At 72.9% G+C, this 18,522-nt stretch carries 17 protein-coding genes and 1 tRNA gene; 9 read left to right on the top strand and 9 right to left on the bottom strand.

The genetic code is table 11. The annotated features are described in order from the left end of the window. Positions 1–264 precede the first annotated feature (264 nt). Positions 265–1,194 (top strand): sulfite exporter TauE/SafE family protein, encoded by a 930-nt coding sequence (locus ACYSMR_RS06885; protein WP_461747758.1) that lies wholly within the window; start codon positions 265–267, stop codon positions 1,192–1,194. 90 nt (positions 1,195–1,284) lie between these two features. On the opposite strand, the gene ACYSMR_RS06890 is transcribed toward ACYSMR_RS06885, so the two are convergent. Genes ACYSMR_RS06890 through ACYSMR_RS06900 form a run of 3 tightly spaced genes read right to left on the bottom strand, consistent with a single transcriptional unit; the run spans position 1,285 to position 3,497 of the window. Next, on the bottom strand, positions 1,285–1,827 hold the full coding sequence (locus tag ACYSMR_RS06890; RefSeq protein WP_251331717.1) for a type 1 glutamine amidotransferase domain-containing protein: 543 nt from the start codon (positions 1,825–1,827) through the stop codon (positions 1,285–1,287). Positions 1,828–1,875: 48 nt separating this feature from the next. Next, entirely contained in the window at positions 1,876–3,045 is a 1,170-nt protein-coding gene (locus tag ACYSMR_RS06895) for a zinc-dependent alcohol dehydrogenase (RefSeq protein ID WP_251331718.1), read from the bottom strand. Continuing rightward, positions 3,042–3,497 (bottom strand): hypothetical protein, encoded by a 456-nt coding sequence (locus ACYSMR_RS06900; protein ID WP_251331719.1) that lies wholly within the window; start codon positions 3,495–3,497, stop codon positions 3,042–3,044. The genes ACYSMR_RS06895 and ACYSMR_RS06900 overlap by 4 nt, the downstream gene beginning before the upstream one ends. Positions 3,498–3,733: 236 nt before the next feature. Here ACYSMR_RS06900 and ACYSMR_RS06905 point away from each other — a divergent pair, with 236 nt between their 5' ends. Both ACYSMR_RS06905 and ACYSMR_RS06910 read left to right on the top strand, forming a co-directional pair. After that, positions 3,734–4,813: a HoxN/HupN/NixA family nickel/cobalt transporter gene (locus tag ACYSMR_RS06905; RefSeq protein WP_461747759.1), complete on the top strand. Its 1,080-nt coding sequence runs from the start codon at positions 3,734–3,736 to the stop codon at positions 4,811–4,813. Further along, the gene (locus ACYSMR_RS06910) at positions 4,810–5,316 is read left to right on the top strand and encodes a metallophosphoesterase family protein (RefSeq protein WP_461747760.1); all 507 of its coding nucleotides are present in this window, start codon (positions 4,810–4,812) and stop codon (positions 5,314–5,316) included. Before ACYSMR_RS06905 ends, ACYSMR_RS06910 begins: the two co-directional genes overlap by 4 nt. A 28-nt stretch (positions 5,317–5,344) precedes the next feature. On the opposite strand, the gene ACYSMR_RS06915 is transcribed toward ACYSMR_RS06910, so the two are convergent. From ACYSMR_RS06915 to ACYSMR_RS06925, 3 genes are all read right to left on the bottom strand, one after another. After that, positions 5,345–5,914 carry a hypothetical protein gene (locus ACYSMR_RS06915; protein ID WP_251331722.1) on the bottom strand — a complete coding sequence of 190 codons (570 nt, stop codon included), beginning with the start codon at positions 5,912–5,914 and terminating at the stop codon, positions 5,345–5,347. Positions 5,915–6,034: 120 nt separating this feature from the next. Then, positions 6,035–6,457 (bottom strand): transporter associated domain-containing protein, encoded by a 423-nt coding sequence (locus tag ACYSMR_RS06920; protein WP_461747761.1) that lies wholly within the window; start codon positions 6,455–6,457, stop codon positions 6,035–6,037. After that, on the bottom strand, positions 6,370–7,356 hold the full coding sequence (locus ACYSMR_RS06925) for a hemolysin family protein (RefSeq protein ID WP_461747762.1): 987 nt from the start codon (positions 7,354–7,356) through the stop codon (positions 6,370–6,372). Before ACYSMR_RS06925 ends, ACYSMR_RS06920 begins: the two co-directional genes overlap by 88 nt. Before the next feature lie 124 nt (positions 7,357–7,480). Here ACYSMR_RS06925 and ACYSMR_RS06930 point away from each other — a divergent pair, with 124 nt between their 5' ends. The 3 genes from ACYSMR_RS06930 to ACYSMR_RS06940 all read left to right on the top strand — a co-directional run bounded on the left by ACYSMR_RS06930 (position 7,481) and on the right by ACYSMR_RS06940 (position 10,777). Then, positions 7,481–8,713: a glycerophosphodiester phosphodiesterase family protein gene (locus ACYSMR_RS06930; RefSeq protein ID WP_461747763.1), complete on the top strand. Its 1,233-nt coding sequence runs from the start codon at positions 7,481–7,483 to the stop codon at positions 8,711–8,713. Positions 8,714–8,919: 206 nt separating this feature from the next. Further along, positions 8,920–9,822, top strand: a complete 903-nt coding sequence (locus tag ACYSMR_RS06935) for a potassium channel family protein (protein WP_461747764.1) — start codon at positions 8,920–8,922, stop codon at positions 9,820–9,822. Between the two features lie 82 nt (positions 9,823–9,904). Then, complete coding sequence (locus tag ACYSMR_RS06940; protein WP_251331726.1) at positions 9,905–10,777, top strand: FRG domain-containing protein; 873 nt, start codon at positions 9,905–9,907, stop codon at positions 10,775–10,777. A gap of 12 nt (positions 10,778–10,789) precedes the next feature. On the opposite strand, the gene manA is transcribed toward ACYSMR_RS06940, so the two are convergent. After that, on the bottom strand, positions 10,790–11,947 hold the full coding sequence (manA, locus tag ACYSMR_RS06945) for a mannose-6-phosphate isomerase, class I (protein ID WP_461747765.1): 1,158 nt from the start codon (positions 11,945–11,947) through the stop codon (positions 10,790–10,792). A gap of 64 nt (positions 11,948–12,011) precedes the next feature. Here manA and ACYSMR_RS06950 point away from each other — a divergent pair, with 64 nt between their 5' ends. After that, on the top strand, positions 12,012–13,412 hold the full coding sequence (locus ACYSMR_RS06950) for a phosphomannomutase/phosphoglucomutase (protein ID WP_251331728.1): 1,401 nt from the start codon (positions 12,012–12,014) through the stop codon (positions 13,410–13,412). A 306-nt stretch (positions 13,413–13,718) separates the two neighbouring features. Here ACYSMR_RS06950 and ACYSMR_RS06955 read toward each other — a convergent pair whose 3' ends face one another. Then, a complete protein-coding gene (locus ACYSMR_RS06955) occupies positions 13,719–15,584 on the bottom strand; it encodes a phosphoenolpyruvate carboxykinase (GTP) (protein ID WP_251331729.1) in 1,866 nt (621 codons plus the stop codon). A gap of 286 nt (positions 15,585–15,870) precedes the next feature. Between ACYSMR_RS06955 and ACYSMR_RS06960 the strand changes: the two genes are divergently transcribed. Next, a tRNA-Arg gene (locus ACYSMR_RS06960) sits at positions 15,871–15,946 on the top strand. An 803-nt stretch (positions 15,947–16,749) separates the two neighbouring features. Further along, the gene (locus ACYSMR_RS06965) at positions 16,750–17,439 is read left to right on the top strand and encodes a hypothetical protein (RefSeq protein ID WP_309125804.1); all 690 of its coding nucleotides are present in this window, start codon (positions 16,750–16,752) and stop codon (positions 17,437–17,439) included. Between the two features lie 64 nt (positions 17,440–17,503). On the opposite strand, the gene ACYSMR_RS06970 is transcribed toward ACYSMR_RS06965, so the two are convergent. Then, on the bottom strand, positions 17,504–18,490 hold the full coding sequence (locus ACYSMR_RS06970; protein WP_461747766.1) for an aldo/keto reductase: 987 nt from the start codon (positions 18,488–18,490) through the stop codon (positions 17,504–17,506). Between the last annotated feature and the right edge of the window lie 32 nt (positions 18,491–18,522).

An 18,522-nucleotide genomic window follows, 5' to 3' on the forward strand; every position in this document is an offset into this window, starting at 1 on the left:
AGCCGCGCGAGGGCTGGCAGTTTTGTTACAGGCGGCCGGCTTCCCGCTCACCGTGCCGTGGCCGCGGCGCACGGAGGACGACGAAGGCCGCGCGGCAGATGACGCGGGGCGCGCGGCAGATGACGGAAGAACGCAAGAGGGACGTCACGGGAATTCATCCGGGGACGCCTTCCGTCGCAGACGTTGGCGGGAGCACCTGCCCTCCCTAGCCTGAGCTGGTCCGGCCCCGCCGGGCGCCGCAGGCCCGTCAACGGAAGGTTCCCCGTGCGCTCTCTCGTCGTTCTCGCCGTGATCGGCTTCTTCGCCCAGCTCGTCGACGGCTCCCTGGGCATGGCCTACGGGGTGACCTCCACCTCCCTGCTGCTGCTGGCCGGCATCGCCCCGGCCTCGGCCTCGGCGGTGGTCCACCTCGCCGAGGTCGGCACCACCATCGCCTCCGGGGCCGCGCACTGGAGGTTCGGCAACGTCGACTGGCGCGTGGTGGCCATCATGGCCGCCCCCGGCGGGATCGCGGCGTTCTTCGGCGCGCACTTCCTGGTGGGCCTGGACGGCGACGCCGCCAAGCCCGTCGTCTCGACCATCCTGCTGGGCCTCGGGATCTACGTGCTGATCCGCTTCCTGCGCATGCCCACCACCCGCCCGAGCTTCCAGGGCCGGCTGCCCAAGCGCCTGCTCGTGCCCCTGGCCGCGGCGGCCGGAGCACTGGACGCCGTCGGCGGCGGCGGATGGGGCCCCGTGGGCACCCCCACCCTGCTGGCCTCGGGCAAGATCGCCCCGCGCAAGGTCATCGGCTCCATCGACACCTCCGAGTTCGTGGTCGCCCTCGGCGCCTCCGCCGGGTTCCTCACCGGCCTGGGCGCCGCGGGCATCGACTTCGCCTGGGTCCTCGCCCTGCTGCTCGGCGGGGTCGTCGCCGCCCCCATCGCCGCCTACCTGGTGCGCCACCTGGACCCCCGGGTGCTGGCGGTGGCCGCCGGCGGGCTGATCATCTGGACCAACACCCGCACCCTGGTGAACACCGACACCGCCCAGGCCCTGCTGGGCCCGGCCGCCGGGACCGTCCTGCTCGGAGCCCTCTTCGCCGCCTGGGCCGCGCTGGTCGTCCGGACCGTGCGCGGCGAGCTGCGCACCCGGGCCGCGGAGCGGGCCGGGGAAGCCGCCGCGGATCGCGCCACCAGCCCGGTCGAGGCCTGAGCCGCGCCGCACGGACGAGGGGTCGTCGCCCGCCGGTGTCCCCGGAGGACACGGGCGGGCGACGACCCCTCGCCGGCAGCGAGCAGGAGCTCAGCCGGCGATCGTCTTCAGCGTCTCCCGGTTGAACGCCTCGAGGTCGCCCGGGTTGCGGGAGGTGACGAGCCTGCCGTCGACCACCACCTCCTCGTCGGCCCACTCGGCCCCGGCGTTGACGAGGTCCGAGGACAGGGAGTGGTAGGACGTGAGGCGCCTGCCCCGGGCCAGCCCCGCCTCGATGAGGATCCAGGGGGCGTGGCAGATGGCGGCGATCGGCTTGCCGGCGGCGTCGAACTCCTTGACCAGGCGCACCGCGTCCTCGTCGACCCGCATGCTGTCGGCGTTGAGCGTCCCGCCCGGCAGGATGAGGGCGTCGAAGTCCTCGGCCGTCGCCTCGGCCACGGTGGTGTCGACCTCGTAGGTCCCGGCGTGCTCCCAGTCGCCCTGCATCGCGGTGATGGTCCCCGGCTCGGGGGACAGCAGCACGGGGGTGCCGCCAGCCTCCTGCACGGCCTTCCAGGGCTCGGTGAGCTCGGGCTCCTCGACGCCGTCGGTGGCGATGAACGCGATCCTCTTGCCCGTGATGTCGGTGGTCATGCGGTTCTCCTTCTCGGTTTCTCGGTCCGTGGTCCAGGCGCCGGCCCCTCAGGGCTCGAACACGGCCCGGACGCAGTCGTCGGTCTTGTGCTTGAACATCTCGTAGCCCCTCGGGCCTTCCGCCAGGGGCATCACGTGGGTGGCCAGGTGCTCGGTGGTCAGTTCCCCGGCGGCCATGCGCTCCAGCAGCATGGGGATGTAGCGCTGCCCGTGCTGCTGCGCGCCGCGCACCGTGAGGCCGTTGTTGATCAGGGCGCCGAGCGGGATCTTGTCCGCGAGTCCCGCGAAGACGCCCAGGACGAAGACGCTCCCGCCCTTGCGGCACGCCAGGATCGCCTCCCGCAGCGCGGTGGGCCGCTCCGTCTGCAGGCGCACCTGCTGCTTGGCCTGGTCGTAGAGGTAGTCGGGGCGGGTGCTGTGCGCCTCCATGCCGACGGCCTCGATGCACACGTCCGGCCCGCGCCCGCCGGTCAGCTCCTTGAGCTCGCCGAGCACGGAGGTCTCGGTGTAGTCCAGGGTCTCCGCCCCGATGTGGGTGCGGACCTGCTCCAGGCGGTAGGCGTAGCGGTCGACGACGACCACCCGCTCCGCCCCGAGCAGCAGCGCCGCCCGGGCCGCCATCTGCCCCACGGCGCCCGCGCCCCAGACGGCGACGACGTCCCCGGCCTGCACCCCGCCCAGGTCCGCGCCCATCCATCCGGTGGGCACGGCGTCGGAGGCGAACAGCGCGCGCTCGTAGCCGAGCCCGTCGGGGATCCGGAACGCCCCGACGTCGGCGTAGGGCACCCGGATGTACTCGGCGTGGCTGCCGGCCCACCCGCCCATGGCGTGGGAGTAGCCCAGGCAGCCGCCGGGCGCGTAGCCCCACAGGGACTCGGGCAGCGCGTCGTTGGGGTTGCCGTTGTCGCACAGCGAGTACAGCTCCTGCCGGCAGTACCAGCACTGGCCGCAGGAGACGAAGGAGCACACGACGACGCGGTCGCCCACCCGGTGCCTGCGCACGGAGGACCCGATCTCGACGACCTCCCCCACGAACTCGTGGCCCAGGACGTCGCCGCTGCGCATCGTGGGGATGTAGCCGCCGATCAGGTGCAGGTCGGAGCCGCAGGTGACCGTCTGCACCACCTTGACGACGACGTCGTGGCTGTTGAGGATCTGCGGGTCGTCCACGTCCTCCACGGCCAGGTCGTTGATGCCTTGCCAGGTCAGGGCCTTCACAGGTTTCCTCCTCCTCGCGCGTGCTTCTCCGCCCGGTCCACCAGCCACCCCGCCGGGGAGGCGGAGCGCTTGCCGTGCGGGCGCGGCTCGTTGCGCAGGATCTCCCCGACCTCCAGCAGCTCCTTGGCGTCGCGCACGGCCCGGCGGATCTGCTCGGGGCGCGGGCGCTTGCGGACCGCTCCCGTCTGCAGCGCCCGGACGGCCAGCTCGGTCCCGCGCCCGCCCGGGGCGGGCGCGGTGCGGATCTCGACGCTGCCGCCGAGCTCCGCCAGCGGCTGCGGACACCGCCCGCCCGGGGCCACCTCCTCCGGCGGCCGGTTCACCGTGACCACCTGCCAGCGCTCCTCGTCGTCGCCCGTGGTGCGCCCGGTGCGCGCCACCGCCAGGGCCTTCCGGGCGAGCACCGCGGCGGCCACGGACCCCGCCCCGATCAGCGCGGCTCTGCTCACCATGTCGTCCTCCTCGGCAGGGATGGGCTCGTACCGAAATGGTAACCATGCTGGCAATCGGGGTCGAGGCCCGGCCGGGAACGCCCAGGGGGTGCCCGCCGCGCCGTGGCCGCCCGGGCCCCGGAACATGCCCGTAACCCTCCGCCGATAGCGTGGGAACCCCGCGCGGCACGCCTCGCGCCGACGCCCTGACGACGACCCCTCTGACGACGACCGCCCACCGCACCGGAAGGCCACCCGTGAGCACATCCCGCCCCGTTCCCCCCTCACCCGCCGCACGGCGCAGCGCCACGACGATCGGTGCGACCGTCGTGGCGCTGCACGTCGTGGGATGGGGCGCGCTGCTCGGCCTGGTCCTCGGCGCGGAGACCGCCGCGGGCGGCACCGGGCTGTTCGTGGGCCTCGCCCTGAGCGCCTACGCCCTGGGCGTCCGGCACGCCTTCGACGCCGACCACATCGCCGCGATCGACAACGCCACCCGGGCGCTCATGGCCCGCGGCCGGGCGTCCGCGGCCACCGGCTTCTGGTTCGCCCTCGGCCACTCCTCCGTGGTGCTGCTCTCGGTGCTGCTCCTGGCCCTGGGCCTGGAGGCCTTCGCGGGCGGGCTCGCCGACGAGGGCTCCGGGCTGCGCCGGGCCGCCGGGATCTGGGGCGGCACCGTGTCCGGGCTGTTCCTCCTGGCGGCCGGGGCCCTGAACCTCGCCGTGCTGCTGCGGCTGCGCCGCGCCCGCGGGGCCGCCCGTGCCGGCGTCCTGAGCGCTGCGGAGCTCGACGCGCACCTCGACCGGCGCGGGGTCCTGCACCGCGTGCTGCACCCCCTGACCCGCGTCGTGGACCGGCCGGCGAAGATGTACCCGGTGGGCTTCCTCTTCGGTCTCGGCCTGGACACCGCCGCCTCGATCGGGCTGTTCGTCATGGCCGGCGGGCTCGCCCCCGAGCTGCCCTGGTACGCCGTGCTGGTGCTCCCGGTGCTCTTCACCGCGGGCATGACGGTGTTCGACAGCACCGACGGCATCCTCATGAACCGCGTCTACGGCTGGAGCTCGGCCGACGCCCGCCGCCGGCTCAACTACAACCTCACGGTCACCACCGTCTCGGTCGTGCTCGCCTTCGTCATCGGCGGCACCGGCCTGCTCTCGGTGCTGGCCGAGCTGCTGCGGCCGGCCGGCGGGGCGCTGGCCGCCGTCGCCGCCGTGGACCTGAACTTCCTCGGCCTGGCCGTGATCGTCCTCTTCGGCGCCGCCTGGCTCGGCGCGCGGGTGCTGGACCGGCTGCGCCGGGACGCCCGGCCGGCGCTCGTGCGAAGCTGGGGCCCATGACCCGTCTGCTCCTGCTCGCCGACACGCACGTCCCCAAGCGCGCCCGGGACCTGCCGGAGCAGGTCTGGCGCGCGGTCGACGACGCCGACGTGGTGCTCCACGCGGGCGACTGGGTCGACGTCGCGACCCTGGACCGGCTCCAGGAGCGGGCGGCACGGCTCGTCGGCGTGTGGGGCAACAACGACGGGCCCGCGCTGCGGGCCCGTCTGCCCGAGATCGCCCGGGAGACCATCGGGGGCGTGCGCCTGGGCATGGTCCACGAGACGGGCGGCGCGCCCGGGCGGGAGGCCCGGATGGACCGCGCCTTCCCGGACCTCGACGTCCTGGTCTTCGGCCACAGCCACATCCCGTGGGACACCACGACCGCGAACGGGCTGCGCCTGCTCAACCCCGGCTCCCCCACGGACCGGCGGCGCCAGCCCTTCTGCACCTACGTCACGGCCGTCGCCGAGGGCGGGCGGCTCACCGACGTCGAGCTCGTGCGCCTGCCGCCGCGGGCCTGAGGCCCCGGCCTGCTCGGACCGGTCCGCCTCAGAGCAGGTCCCGCAGCCGGTAGTACCGCCGGCCCACCACGGTCCCGTTGACCCGGACCACGGCCCACACCGCCACGAACAGCAGCGTCGCCACCACGACGGGCGCCGGGACGAAGATCGCCCACACCATGAGCGCCATGCCGGGCACCGCCAGCAGGATCGGCCACGCGTACTGGACCATCTCCACCGCCATGTAGTCCTGCATCTCCCGCAGCGCCGGGTCCTGCGGGACCGCCCCCCGGCGCACCGACGTGCGCAGGCCCTTGGCCGCCCGGGCGCGGGCGTCCATCAGGTCGTTGCGCGGGGCGTCGTCCGCCCGGGTCAGCGAGAGCACCAGGCCGCTGACGACCAGGGCGGCCCCGCCGGCCGCCGTCCCCCACTGGGCCGGGCTCAGCGGCCCGTCCTCCCCCAGCAGCCACACCGCCGCGATCCCGGCGACGAGCCCGAGGACCAGGCTCAGGACGGCGGCCACGACGACGCGCCGGGCCCAGATCGCATCGAGCTCCCCGAGCCGGGGGATCTGCACGTGCGGGTGCTCGGCCCCGCCGAGCCGGATCTCCTCGTCCATGGCCGCGCCGTCCTCTCGTCGCCCGCCCGCCGCCCGCTGCCCGCGTCGCGGCCGGTCACCGCCCATTGTCCTGCCCCGGGCCCCGCATCTCCACGCCCGCGCCGGGGAGGGGAAGGGCGTTCAGGACCCGGAGGCCTCGGGTAGGCGGGTGATGCGGACGCGTTCGACCCGGTGGCGGTCGGTGGCGAGCACTTCCAGCCGGTAGCCGTCGACCTCCACCGTGTCGCCGGTGCGCGCGACCCGCCCCAGCCGCTCCATCAGGAACCCGCCCACGGTCTCGTAGGGGCCCTCCGGGATGAGGAGCCCGGTCTCGGCCGGGACCTCCTGGATGATGAGCCCGCCGTCCACGAGCACGGCCTCGCCGGAGCGCAGCACGGTGTCCTCGTGCTCGCGGGCTCCGGTGTCGAACTCGTCGTAGATCTCCCCCACGAGCTCCTCGACCAGGTCCTCCAGGGTCACGATGCCGGCGGTCCCGCCGTACTCGTCCACCACCAGCCCGATGTGGTGGCCGCCCTGGCGCATGGACTGCAGGGTGCGCAGCACGGAGTTGGTCTCGGGCAGGTACGGGATCGGGCGCATGATCTCGGCCAGGGTGCGCGGGGGGCCTCGATGATCCCGTCCCCGTCGGCGTCGGCGGCCACCAGGTCGCGGATGTGCACGAAGCCCAGCACGTCGTCGATGTCGTGGCCGGTGACGGGGTAGCGGGAGTGCGGCAGCGACAGCGCCTGCCGGTAGGCCTGGTTGATCGACAGGGACCCGTCGAGGAACTCCACATCGGGGCGCGGGCGCATCACCTCGGCCAGCCGGCGGTCCCCGGCGGCGAAGACGTCGGTGAGGATCGAGCGGGAGACGGGCCCGATCCCGCGGGTGTCCACCACCATCTCCCGGATCTCCTCGGCGGTGACCTCCTCGGTGACCGCGTGCGGGTCCGCCCCCAGCAGGCGCACCACCGTGTTGGTGGAGGCCGACAGCAGCCAGATCACCGGGCGCATGAGCGCGGCGAAGACGCTCAGCGGCGGGGCCAGGACCTTCGTGAACCCCACGGCCCGCTGCATGGCCAGGCGCTTGGGCACCAGCTCCCCGAACACCAGGGAGAGGTAGGCGATGACCAGGGTCATCGCGATCAGCGCCGCGGTCTGCGCCGCCGGCGCCGGCAGCCCGGCGCGGGCCAGCAGCGGGGCGAGGTCGGGGGCGATCGTGGAGGCGCCGTAGGCGGAGGAGAAGAACCCGGCCACGGTCACCCCGATCTGCACCGCGGAGAGGAACAGGTTCGGGTCCCGCACCAGTGCCGCGGTCCGGGTACCCTTCCGGCCGGAGCGCTCGATCCGCTTGATCTGGCTCTCCCGCAGGCTCACGATCGCCATCTCCGTGCCGGCGAACACACCCCCGACCACCACGAAAGCCAGCACGAGCAGGGAGTTGACGAGGGTGTCGGAGTCCATGGGCCCACGCTACCGAGCGGCCGGCGTCCCCAGAACATCACCCCCGCTTCACCCGGCGTTGACCCCGGCGTCGCCCGGCCCGCCTTTCCTGGGGGAGCCCCCTCCCCGACCCGAAGGACCCGCCATGACCGCCCGCCCCACCCCCCGCACGCTGCGCGGCGCCGCCGCCGGCGCCCTTTCCGCCGCCGCCCTGCTCGGCGCGGCGCTGCCCGCCACCGCGGCCCCGGCGGCCGCCGTGCACGACGCCGGGCAGCCCCTCGTGATCGGCCACCGCGGCGCCGCCGGCACCGCCCCCGAGAACACCGTGGCCGCGTTCAAGGACGCCCGCGCCGCCGGCGTCGACTACCTCGAGATCGACGTCCAGCTCAGCGCCGACGGCGTGCCGTTCCTCTTCCACGACGACACCCCCGCCCGGACCACGAACGTCGAGGACGTCTTCCCGGGCCGGGAGAACGACCCCGTCACCTCCTTCACCTGGGCCGAGCTGCAGCAGCTCGACGCCGGCTCCTACTTCGCCGGCCGGTACGCCGGGGAGCGGATCCCGCACCTGGCCGACGCCGCGAGGATCGCCACCGTCAGCACCGGCGTCTACATCGAGATCAAGTCCCCGAAGAACTCCCCCGGCATCGAGCAGGTCGTCGCCGACGCCTTGGCCGGGGACAAGGCGTGGGCGAAGCTGCTGGAGGCGGGGAAGGTCACCGTCATCGGCTTCGACGAGACCTCCAACCGGACCTTCGCCGGGATCGCCCCGGAGGTCCCGCTGCAGCAGCTCGTCGGCACCGTGCCGGACGCCGCCACCCTCCAGCGGTGGAGCGGGGTCGTGGACTCGGTGGGCACCAACTACCGCACCCTCGACGCCGACGACGTCGCACGCGTCGACGCCGCCGGCCTGGACCTGGGCGTGTACACCGTGAACTCCCCCGAGGCCGTCCAGCACGTGCTCGACCTCGGGGTCGACATGGTCACCGGCGACTTCCCGATCCAGACCGACCGGTACCTCGACGGGCGGGACCCCTTCCCCGCGGACCGGGGCGTGGAGATCGCCGGCTCGGTCAACGACGTGCCCGGCGACGACGTCCAGCACGGGACCGGGGAGCACGTGGTGCTCACCAACACCGGCACGACCACCGTGGACGTCAGCGGCTGGCTGCTGCGCGACGCCGCCAACAACGTCCTCACCGTCGGCGAGGGCTACGCGCTGGTCCCCGGCGCGCAGCTGCGCGTGCACACCGGCCCCGGCGAGAACACCGAGGACGCCTACTACAACGGCCGGACCGGGGCCGTGCTCAACAACGGCGGGGACTCCGTGGCCCTGTGGACCGGGGAGGGCAAGCTGCAGGACGTCTTCGCCGACTGAGGCCCGGGCGGCGGCGCCGCAGAGGTCTGGGCCGGTCAGCACGACACGGGCTGCCCCACCGGGGCTGAGGTCACAGCCGTCGAACCTGATCCAGCCGGCACTAGCGAAGGGATGTCGGACGGGCGGGCCGAGTATCCTGGGGCGATCGACGGGCCCGGGGCGGAGCGCCCGCCCCGGGCCCGGCCGCGCCGCGACGGGAGACCGGGATGGACGTGCTGTACACCGCGCTGGGCGTGGGCCTGGTGCTGTTCGGGCTCAACGACGTGTTCCACAACCTCCTGTACCCCAGCGGCCGCGGCACGCTCAGCCACTGGGTGCTGCAGCTCGTCTGGAGGCTCTCCCGGCGCATGCACCACCGCCTCGGCTCGTTCGCCGGTCCGGTGGGGATCGTGATCGTGATCGTGCTGTGGGTCCTCGTCCAGGCCCTGGGTTGGGCCCTCGTGTTCTACCCCCACGTGCCCGAGAACTACCTCTACTCCGAGGGCCTGGACGCCGCCCGCTACAACAACTTCGCCGAGGCCTTCTACGTCTCCCTCGTCACCCTGGGCACGCTGGGCTTCGGGGACGTCGTCCCGGCGGGCCCCTGGCTGCGCTTCGTGGCCCCGGTGGAGGCGCTCGTCGGCTTCGCCCTGGTGACCGCGGCGCTGTCCTGGTTCAGCCAGATCTACCCGGCGCTGGCGGAGCGGCGAGCGCTGGCCGCCCGGCTGAGGGCGCTGCGGGAGGTCGGCTACGCCCACCACGTCGCCGGACTCGGGCCCGCCAGCGCCACCCGGGTGCTGGACCAGCTCGCGGAGGACCTCACCCGGGCGCACGTGACGCTCGTGCAGAACGCGGAGACCTACTACTTCCGCGAGGTCCGGGAGGACGCCTCGCTCGCCGTGTCCCTGCCCTACGCCCTGGAGATCGCGGCGCGGGCGCAGGACTCCGCGAGCCCGGAGATCCGGCTCGCCGGGGCGGTGCTCTCCCTCGCCGCGCACGACTTCGCCCGGCTGCTGCAGGAGGAGTTCCACAGCTCGGGCGAGACCCCGGAGGAGGCCTTCACCACCTACGCCGTCGACCACGGCTACGGGGACCCGCCCCTTCGGCGCTCCGGCCGGCTCGGCCGCTGACCCGCCCCGGGCCCGGGCTTTCCCCGGGCGGGACCGGGCACTAGCGTGGGGCGCACACGGCAGAAGGCGGAGACCAGACCCCATGGACCCGGTCATCGAGATCGACGAGGACGACCTGTACGGGCTGATCGCGGCCCTGACGCACAACGACTGGCAGCCGTCCGGCGGAAGATTCCGGGTCAACGTGGCCTACCGGGGGCACGCCCTCGCCGACCACGACCTGCACACCAGCCTGTACCGCCTCCGGGGCGCCTCGAGCGAGCGGATCGAGCCCCACATCCTGCGCAACTTCCGCAAGTTCGCCGCCCGGGACACGTCCCCCGGGAACTCGGACTGGAACTGGCTCAGCGTCGCCCAGCACCACGGCCTGCCGACCCGGCTGCTGGACTGGTCGAACTCCCCCTACGTCGCCCTGCACTTCGCCACCGCCGACCCGCGCTGCTACGACGAGCCGGGCGCCGTGTGGTGCGTGGACTACGCGGCGGTGCACGAGCTGCTGCCCCCGGGGCTGCACCGGGTGATCGACGCGCACGAGGCCGGGCTGTTCACCACCGACATGCTCACCCGGGTGGCGTACACGCTGGAGGACTTCGACCGGCACCGGGACACCGACGGGCGCCCCGTGCCGCTGTTCTTCGAGCCGCCGTCCCTGGACGACCGCATCGTGAACCAGGCGGCGGTGTTCTCCGCGATGTCCGGGGCGAGCGCCTCCCTCCACGACTGGCTGGGCGAGCACCCCGAGCTCTGCCGGAAGGTGATCATCCCCCCGGGGCTGAAGTGGCGGATCCGCGACCACCTCGACCAGGCGAACATGACCGAGCGGGTCCTCTTCCCCGGCCTCGACGGGCTGTGCCGGTGGCTCACCCGCTACTACGGGCCCCGCCCGGAGATGGAGGCCTCCTCCGCGCCGGCCCCGCCGGCGATGGGCAACGACACGGACCAGCAGCTCGGCTGAGCCCCGGCCGGCTCAGCAGCAGGAGACGGTGAACAGCGTCGCGTCCCCGGACAGCTCCACCGGCGTCGGAGCCCCGCAGTGGAGCAGGGACTCCCCGCCGCAGAGCTCCCAGGTGCCGTCCGGGGCGCCGACCAAGGCGCGTCCGGCGACGTCCAGGAGCACGGCGGTCCCCCGCAGCTCGTCCCGCACCGGCCGGCCGGGGGTGAGCTCGTGGGCGATCAGGACGAGCCGGTCGTCCCACAGGGGGTAGACGCGGCGCCCGTCCTCCGCGGCCGGGGGCTCGACGACCTCGGGGTCCGCCTGCTCGGGCGCCAGCACCGCCAGCAGCTCGGCCACGTCGACGTGCTTGCCGGTCAGCCCGGCCCGCAGGACGTTGTCCGACGAGCACATCACCTCGACCGCCGTCCCGGAGAGGTAGGCGTGGACCTGCCCGGCGGGGGTGTGCAGGGACTGGCCCGGGGTGAGGCGGACGTGGTTCATGCACACGGCCACGAGCAGCCCGCGGTCCCCGGGGTGGCGCTCGCCGACGTACCGGACCAGCTCTGCGACGGGGTCCGCCGGGTCCGCGGCGCGGGCCGCGGCGAGGGTCGCGTCCACGGCGGCGCGGGCGGCGGCGTCGTCGAGGCCCAGGACCGCGTGCAGGACGGGGGCCTCCCCCGCGAGGGCGTCCCGCAGCCAGCCGAGGCCCAGCCGCGCGGCGGTCGCGCGCAGCCGGTCCTCCGGCTGGACGCCGGTGAGCAGCTCCACGTCGGTGAGCGCCACGACGGTCTCGGGCTTGGCGGAGCGGTCCTTGTAGTTGCGCTCGGGGGCGTCGAGCGGGACCCTGGCGCGCTCCTCGCGCTCGAAGCCCTCCTGCGCCTGCTCCGGCGACGGGTGGACCTGGATGGACAGCGGCGCGTCGATCGCCAGGATCTTCAGCAGGAACGGCAGGCGCCCGCCGTGCCCGGCGCCCGGCAGGAAGCGGCCGGGGGCCTCCTCGACCAGCCGGTCCAGCGCCTGCTCCTGCCCGTCCACCAGCACGGCGGAGGGCGCGCCGGGGTGCGCCCCGGCCCACAGCTCGGCCTCCGGTTCCGGGCTGGGGGCCGGCCGGCCCTGGATGCGCGCCAGGACCTCGCGCGAGCCCCACGCGTAGTGGCGGATCGGGTTGCGCATCCGCAGTATCTCTCCCATGGCTGTCATCCAACCACAGCTCACGGGGCGGGCCCGGGACCTCCGTGGCCTAAGATCACCCTTTGTGACTATCGATCTCTCAGCTTCGTTCAAGGCCTACGACGTCCGCGGCATCGTGGGCGAGACCATCACGGCGGAGACGGTGCGGGCCACCGGCGCCGCCTTCGTGGACGTCCTGGATTTGGCGGGCCGGACGGTCCTGGTGGGCGGTGACATGCGCCCGTCCTCCCCGGAGTTCGCGGACGCCTTCGCCGAGGGCGCGACCCGCCGGGGCGCCGACGTCCTGAAGATCGGGCTGATTTCCACCGACGAGCTGTACTTCGCCTGCGGCACCCTGCAGGCCGCCGGTGTGACGTTCACCGCGAGCCACAACCCGGCCGAGTACAACGGGATGAAGATGGCGAAGGCCGGCGCCGTGCCCGTCTCCTCCGAGACCGGGCTGTACGCGATCCGCGACCTCGCCCAGCGCTACCTCGACGAGGGCACGGTCCCGGCCGCCGCGTCCCCCGGCAGTGTGACGGAGCGTGACGTGCTGGCCGGCTACTCCGCGTACCTGCGCTCCCTCGTGGACCTCTCCGGGACCCGCCCGCTCAAGGTCGTGGTCGACGCCGGCAACGGCATGGCCGGGCTGACCACCCCCGCGGTCCTGGGCGGCGCCGTGCTGGAGTCCCTGCCCCTGGAGATCGTGCCCCTGTACTTCGAGCTGGACGGCACGTTCCCCAACCACCCCGCCAACCCGCTGGAGCCGGCGAACCTCGTGGACCTGCAGCGCGCCGTGCGCGAGCACGGGGCCGACCTGGGCCTGGCCTTCGACGGCGACGCCGACCGGTGCTTCGTGGTGGACGAGCAGGGCGGAGCCGTCTCCCCGTCGGCCGTCACGGCGCTGGTCGCCGAGCGGGAGATCGAGCGGGCCCGCGCGGAGGGCACCGAGTCGCCGGTGATCATCCACAACCTCATCACCTCGCGGGCCGTGCCCGAACTGGTCACCGCCCGCGGCGGGCGCCCCGTGCGGACCCGGGTGGGGCACTCCTTCATCAAGGCCGTCATGGCCCAGGAGTCCGCGGTGTTCGGCGGGGAGCACTCCGCGCACTACTACTTCAAGGACTTCTTCAACGCGGACACCGGGATGCTCGCGGCGATGCACGTGCTGGCCGCCCTGGGCGAGCAGGACCGGGCGCTGAGCGAGCTGATGCGCCAGTACGACCCCTACGCGGCCTCCGGGGAGATCAACTCCACGGTCCAGGACAAGGACGCCGCCGTGCGGCGCGTCGCCGAGGCGCTCGCGGGGCCGGACGTGACCGTGGACGCCATGGACGGCACCACGTTCAGCTGCGAGGCCGAGGGCTGGTGGTTCAACCTCCGGCCCTCGAACACGGAGCCGTTCCTGCGCCTCAACGTCGAGGCGAAGGACCGCGAGACCATGGCGCGGATCCGGGACCGGGTGCTGGAGCTGGTGCGCGCCTGAGCCCCGGGCAGCTCGGCGACGAGCTGCCCGGGCATCCCGCGCAGCGGCCAGGAGGCGGCGGAACGGCCGGTGTGCAGCACCAGCACCTGCCGCGGCTCCTGGCGCACTCGACCATCGCGGAGCCCGCCTCGAGCTCGCGCAGGAGCGCGCCCGCGGAGGCGTCCAGACCGGCGGGGGTGGTGGACCCGCCCCCGTGCGCCCGCGGCCGCTGGCCCGGACCTCCCCGTGGTCCCACGCACGCCACGAGGGGCCCCCGGTGCAGGAGGCCCCTCGTGGTGTGCTGCCGGATCCGCCGGCGCGGACGGGTCAGGCCCGGTGCAGGCGCTCCTCCAGCCCGGCGCGCTGCTCGAGGATGGGATCGGGCACGTGGCCGAGCCGGTGGAACCACTCGTCGATGCTGGGCAGCTCGGCCCGCCACTCCTCCGGGTCGACCTTCAGCGCCGCCTGGATCTCCTCGTCGGTGATCTCCAGGCCCGTGAGGTCGAGGTCCTCCTTGGTGGGGACGATGCCGATCGGGGTCTCCTGACCTCCGGCCTTGCCGTCGAGGCGGTCGACGATCCACTTGACCACGCGGGAGTTCTCCCCGAAGCCCGGCCAGGCGAAGCCGCCGGTCGGGGTGCGGCGGAACCAGTTGACGTAGAAGACCTTCGGCATGTCCTCCTCGCCGATGCGCTCCCCGATCTCGATCCAGTGCTCGAGGTAGTCGTTGGCGTTGTAGCCGATGAAGGGGAGCATGGCCATGGGGTCGCGGCGGACGACGCCGACGGCACCCTTGGCGGCCGCCGTGGTCTCGGAGGACAGGGTGGCGCCCTGGAAGACGCCGTGCTCCCAGCCGAAGGACTGGGACACGAGCGGGACGGTCGTCTTGCGGCGGCCGCCGAAGACGATGGCCGACAGCGGCACGCCCTCGGGGTCGTCGTACTCCGGGGCGAGGATGTCCACCTGCTTGATCGGGGTGCAGAAGCGCGAGTTGGGGTGCGCGGCGGGGCGGCCGGACTCCGGGGTCCAGTCGCGGCCCTTCCAGTCTGTCAGGTGCGCGGGGGTCTCCTCGGTCATGCCCTCCCACCACACGCCGCCGTCGTCGGTGAGCGCCACGTTGGTGAAGATCGTGTTGCCCTTGGCGATGGCGCGCATGGCGTTGGGGTTGGTGGGCCACCCCGTGCCGGGGGCCACGCCGAACAGCCCCGCCTCGGGGTTGACCACGCGGGCCTGGCCGTCCTTGCCGAAGCGGATCCACGCGATGTCGTCGCCGACCATCTCGGCCTTCCAGCCCTCGAGCGTGGGCTCGAGCATGGCGAAGTTGGTCTTGCCGCAGGCCGAGGGGAAGGCCCCGGCGATGAACCGGCTGCTGCCCTCGGGGTTGGTGACCTTGAGGATGAGCATGTGCTCGGCCAGCCAGCCCTCGTCGTGGGCGATGGCCGAGGCGATCCGCAGGGAGTAGCACTTCTTGCCCAGCAGGGCGTTGCCGCCGTAGCCGGAGCCGAAGGACCAGATGGCCCGGTCCTCGGGGAAGTGGACGATGTACTTGGCGGGGTTGCACGGCCAGGGCACGTCCTCCTCCCCCGGCTGCAGCGGGGCGCCGAGCGAGTGCAGGCACTCGACGAAGAACCCGTTCTGGCGCGTCATCTTCTCCAGCACGGGGGTGCCGATGGTGGCCATGATCCGCATGGAGCACACCACGTAGGCCGAGTCGGTGATCTCCACGCCGTAGCTGGGCCGGGCCGCCTCGAGGTGGCCCATGACGAAGGGGATGACGTACATGGTGCGCCCGCGCATGGCGCCGCGGAACCTCTTGGTCAGCGCGTCCCGCATCACCTGCGGGTCCTCCCAGTTGTTCGTGGGGCCCGCGCCCTTCTCCGTCTTGGTGCAGATGAAGGTGCGCTCCTCGACGCGGGCGACGTCGTCCGGGTCGGAGAACGCGGCGAACGAGTTGGGGAACTTGTCCTCGTCGAGCCGGACGAAGGTGCCGGCGTCCACGAGCTCGCCGGTGAGCTGCGCCCACTCCTCCTCCGAGCCGTCCACCCAGTGGATGCGGTCCGGCTGGGTCAGCTCCGCCGTCTCCCGCACCCACTCGAGGAGGTGCGCGTGGGTGGTGGGCGCGGTCTCCAGCGCGCTCTTCACAGCCTCGTTCAGCCCGGTGGTCTCCGTCGTTGCAGTGGGGTTGTCAGCCATTGACATGTCTCCTCGTTGAGGCCGTCCGCCGACCGCCCGGGCCCACGTGGTGGTGCTCGTCGTCGAACACCCGGCCCGGGGAGCCCCGGGCCCACAGGAGCGACGGGGAACTGGGCGGCCGGTCTCTACTGTGATGTGCGCTCATCCTATCCCCCCGCCCCTGGCCGCCCCAGCAGCGTTACGGCCGCGCCGTCCCACGGCGGGACGAGGGCGCAGATTTTGCAGAACCGGGACCCGCATGTAAGGTTGAACCCGGCTTGAACGGCGGAGACGCCCGGAAGCCGATGCGCCTGTAGCTCAACGGATAGAGCATCTGACTACGGATCAGAAGGTTGGGGGTTCGAATCCCTTCGGGCGCACCATACGAGGAAGCCCCTTCCGGCCGGAACGCCGGAAGGGGCTTTTTCGCATCCGGGCCCCGACGGGATCCGCCCCCTGCGAGCACGCCGGGCAGCCGGCACGCCCCGCCGCTTCTCCGCGGCGCACCCCTGACCCCTGCCCGTGGTGGGCACCGCCGGCGGCGGAGCGCACCAGCCCGGCACATCGTGCGCCGCTGCCGACGACGCCGGGCCGCCGCCGGCCCGGGCGGACCGGTGAATGCGGCGGTCGATGAATCAATTTGCAAAAAAATGTATTTGGAAAGACAAATAGCCGATTTTTCATCGGAATGTCCGGGGTGGAGAACCGCATCCCTACAGGGACGCCGGCTCCGCGCCGCAAGGCGCCGTCGGCCGCCGTCCGTCTCGGCGCCGGAGCGGGTCCCGCCGGACCGCCACCGGGAGCCGGGCCCGGGGACGCCGTGCGGACGACGGCCACGAACCCCCAGAGCCCCCTCACCGCCCCGAGAGCACCCTCACCTGCGGCGTCACGCAGCAAGGAGTGCAGCACGGCGACGCCCGGAGTGCTCCCGCGCCACCCGCTCTCGCCGCCGCAGGACGCCCTGGGGGACGCCGGCCCCGCGCGCTCAGGGCACGAGCAACCTTCCAATACTCGGGCAGCGGAGCCCCGTTTCAACCCTCTTATGTCTTTTCATAGTCATCGGCGGGATTTGCAAAAAAATTCTTAACTTCTGCGAAATTTGCTTGTGACCACGACGGTGCCGTCCTTAGCCTGGGATCACCTGCTTCACCAATGGGAACCAGGTCACACACACAGGGGGAACACCATGGAAAAGCTGCACAAGACTCTGGCCGGCGCCGCGCTGGCGGGCCTGATCGTGACGGGCGGCGCCTCCGCCCCGGCGTTCGCGGGGGACGACAAGGGCGACGACAAGGGCGGCTACAGCCACAACGACAAGGGCCGCGACCACGACCGCAAGGACGAGCGCAACAACGGCGAGGTCGACGTCAAGGTCAAGTACAAGGACCGTCACGGCAAGTGGCAGGAGAAGGAGTACGAGGACGTCAGCCTCAAGAAGGCCGCCTCCATCGCCAAGGAGAAGGCCGGCGGCAAGTGGGACAAGTACTACCGCGACGCCAAGTACACCGACAAGACGGGCAAGACGGTGCACACGGTGGACAAGTACAAGGTGGACGTCTACTTCAAGCAGGACGAGGACAAGCGCCACGACCACGGCCACAAGGACGAGCGCAACAACGACCAGGTCGACGTCGTCATCAAGTACAAGAACCACCACGGCAAGTGGGAGAAGAAGGAGTACGAGGACGTCAGCCTCAAGAAGGCCGCCTCCATCGCCGAGCACAAGGGCGACGACGACTGGAAGAAGTACTACCGCGACGCCAAGTACACCGACAAGACCGGCAAGACGGTGCACACGGTGGACGAGTACAAGGTGGACGTCTACTTCAAGCAGGACAACGACGACGACAAGAAGGGCCACGGCCACAAGGGCTGAGTCCATGCCCTGACCCGCTGAGGGCGCCCGTCCACCGGACGGGCGCCCTCAGTCATTGTCCGCGTCAGTACCGGGCCCCGACCGGGTCGACGGCCTCCAGCAGCGCGAGGTCCGCGGCCGTGAGCTGCAGCTGCGCGGCCGCGGCGTCCTCCCGCAGGTGCCCGGGGTCGGTGGTGCCGGGGATGGGCAGGACGTGCTCGCCCTTCGCCGTCGTCCAGGCGATGGCGACCGCCGCGAGGGAGGCCCCGTGCCGGTCGGCGACCGCACGGATCGGGCCGAGCACCCGCTCCTCGTTGGCGGCCATGGCCTCGGGGGCGAACCGGGGGTTGCGGGCCCGGAAGTCGGAGGACGAGAAGGTGCGCCCGGCCAGCGCGCCCGTGAGGTAGCCGCGCCCCACCGGCGAGAAGGGCACGAACACCGCACCGTGCTCGGCGCACCAGCCGATGACGTCGCCAGAGGGGTCGCCGTCGGCCGTGGGTCCCGAGCCGTCGGGGTTGCGCGTCCACAGCGAGTACTCGGACTGGACCGCGGCGACGGGGTGGAGCGCGTGGGCGCGCTCCACCTGCTCGGTGCTCACCTCGGACAGGCCCAGGTGCCGAACCTTCCCCGCGGACACCAGCTCGGCCATGGCGCCCCACGTGTCCTCCAGGGGGACGTCCGGGTCCACGCGGTGGAGGTAGTAGAGGTCGACGACGTCGGTGCGCAGCCGCCGCAGGCTGTCGTCGACCGACCGGCGCACGTCCTCCGGACGGCCGCACCGCTCCGTCCGCGGCGGCTCCAGCGACTGCGCGTGCAGCCCGGTCTTGGAGCACAGGAACACCTCGTCGCGGCGCTCGCCGAGGGCGGCGCCGACGAGCTCCTCGTTCGCCCCGCCGCCGTAGAGCACCGCCGTGTCCACGAAGTTCATCCCGAGGTCCACGGCGAGGCGGAGCACCTCGTGCTTCTGCCGCTCCGTCAGCCCGTACCGGTCGTAGACCCAGCTCAGGCCCATGGCCCCGAAGCCCACCGCCCCCACGCGGTCGCCCGAGAGGGTGAACGTCACCTGTCGCATGCTCGCTCCTGTTCGTCCCTGCTGGCGCGCGG

This window comes from Kocuria sp. U4B, from assembly GCF_054875615.1.

Excerpts from the sequence above, each read along its gene's own strand:
- ACYSMR_RS06890 (WP_251331717.1), bottom strand. The coding sequence starts at position 1,827 with ATGACCACCGACATCACGGGCAAGAGGATCGCGTTCATCGCCACCGAC.
- ACYSMR_RS06900 (WP_251331719.1), bottom strand. The coding sequence starts at position 3,497 with ATGGTGAGCAGAGCCGCGCTGATCGGGGCGGGGTCCGTGGCCGCCGCG.
- ACYSMR_RS06910 (WP_461747760.1), top strand. The coding sequence starts at position 4,810 with ATGACCCGTCTGCTCCTGCTCGCCGACACGCACGTCCCCAAGCGCGCC.
- ACYSMR_RS06915 (WP_251331722.1), bottom strand. The coding sequence starts at position 5,914 with ATGGACGAGGAGATCCGGCTCGGCGGGGCCGAGCACCCGCACGTGCAG.
- ACYSMR_RS06925 (WP_461747762.1), bottom strand. The coding sequence starts at position 7,356 with ATGGACTCCGACACCCTCGTCAACTCCCTGCTCGTGCTGGCTTTCGTG.
- ACYSMR_RS06930 (WP_461747763.1), top strand. The coding sequence starts at position 7,481 with ATGACCGCCCGCCCCACCCCCCGCACGCTGCGCGGCGCCGCCGCCGGC.
- ACYSMR_RS06935 (WP_461747764.1), top strand. The coding sequence starts at position 8,920 with ATGGACGTGCTGTACACCGCGCTGGGCGTGGGCCTGGTGCTGTTCGGG.
- ACYSMR_RS06940 (WP_251331726.1), top strand. The coding sequence starts at position 9,905 with ATGGACCCGGTCATCGAGATCGACGAGGACGACCTGTACGGGCTGATC.
- manA (WP_461747765.1), bottom strand. The coding sequence starts at position 11,947 with ATGGGAGAGATACTGCGGATGCGCAACCCGATCCGCCACTACGCGTGG.
- ACYSMR_RS06955 (WP_251331729.1), bottom strand. The coding sequence starts at position 15,584 with ATGGCTGACAACCCCACTGCAACGACGGAGACCACCGGGCTGAACGAG.
- ACYSMR_RS06965 (WP_309125804.1), top strand. The coding sequence starts at position 16,750 with ATGGAAAAGCTGCACAAGACTCTGGCCGGCGCCGCGCTGGCGGGCCTG.
- ACYSMR_RS06970 (WP_461747766.1), bottom strand. The coding sequence starts at position 18,490 with ATGCGACAGGTGACGTTCACCCTCTCGGGCGACCGCGTGGGGGCGGTG.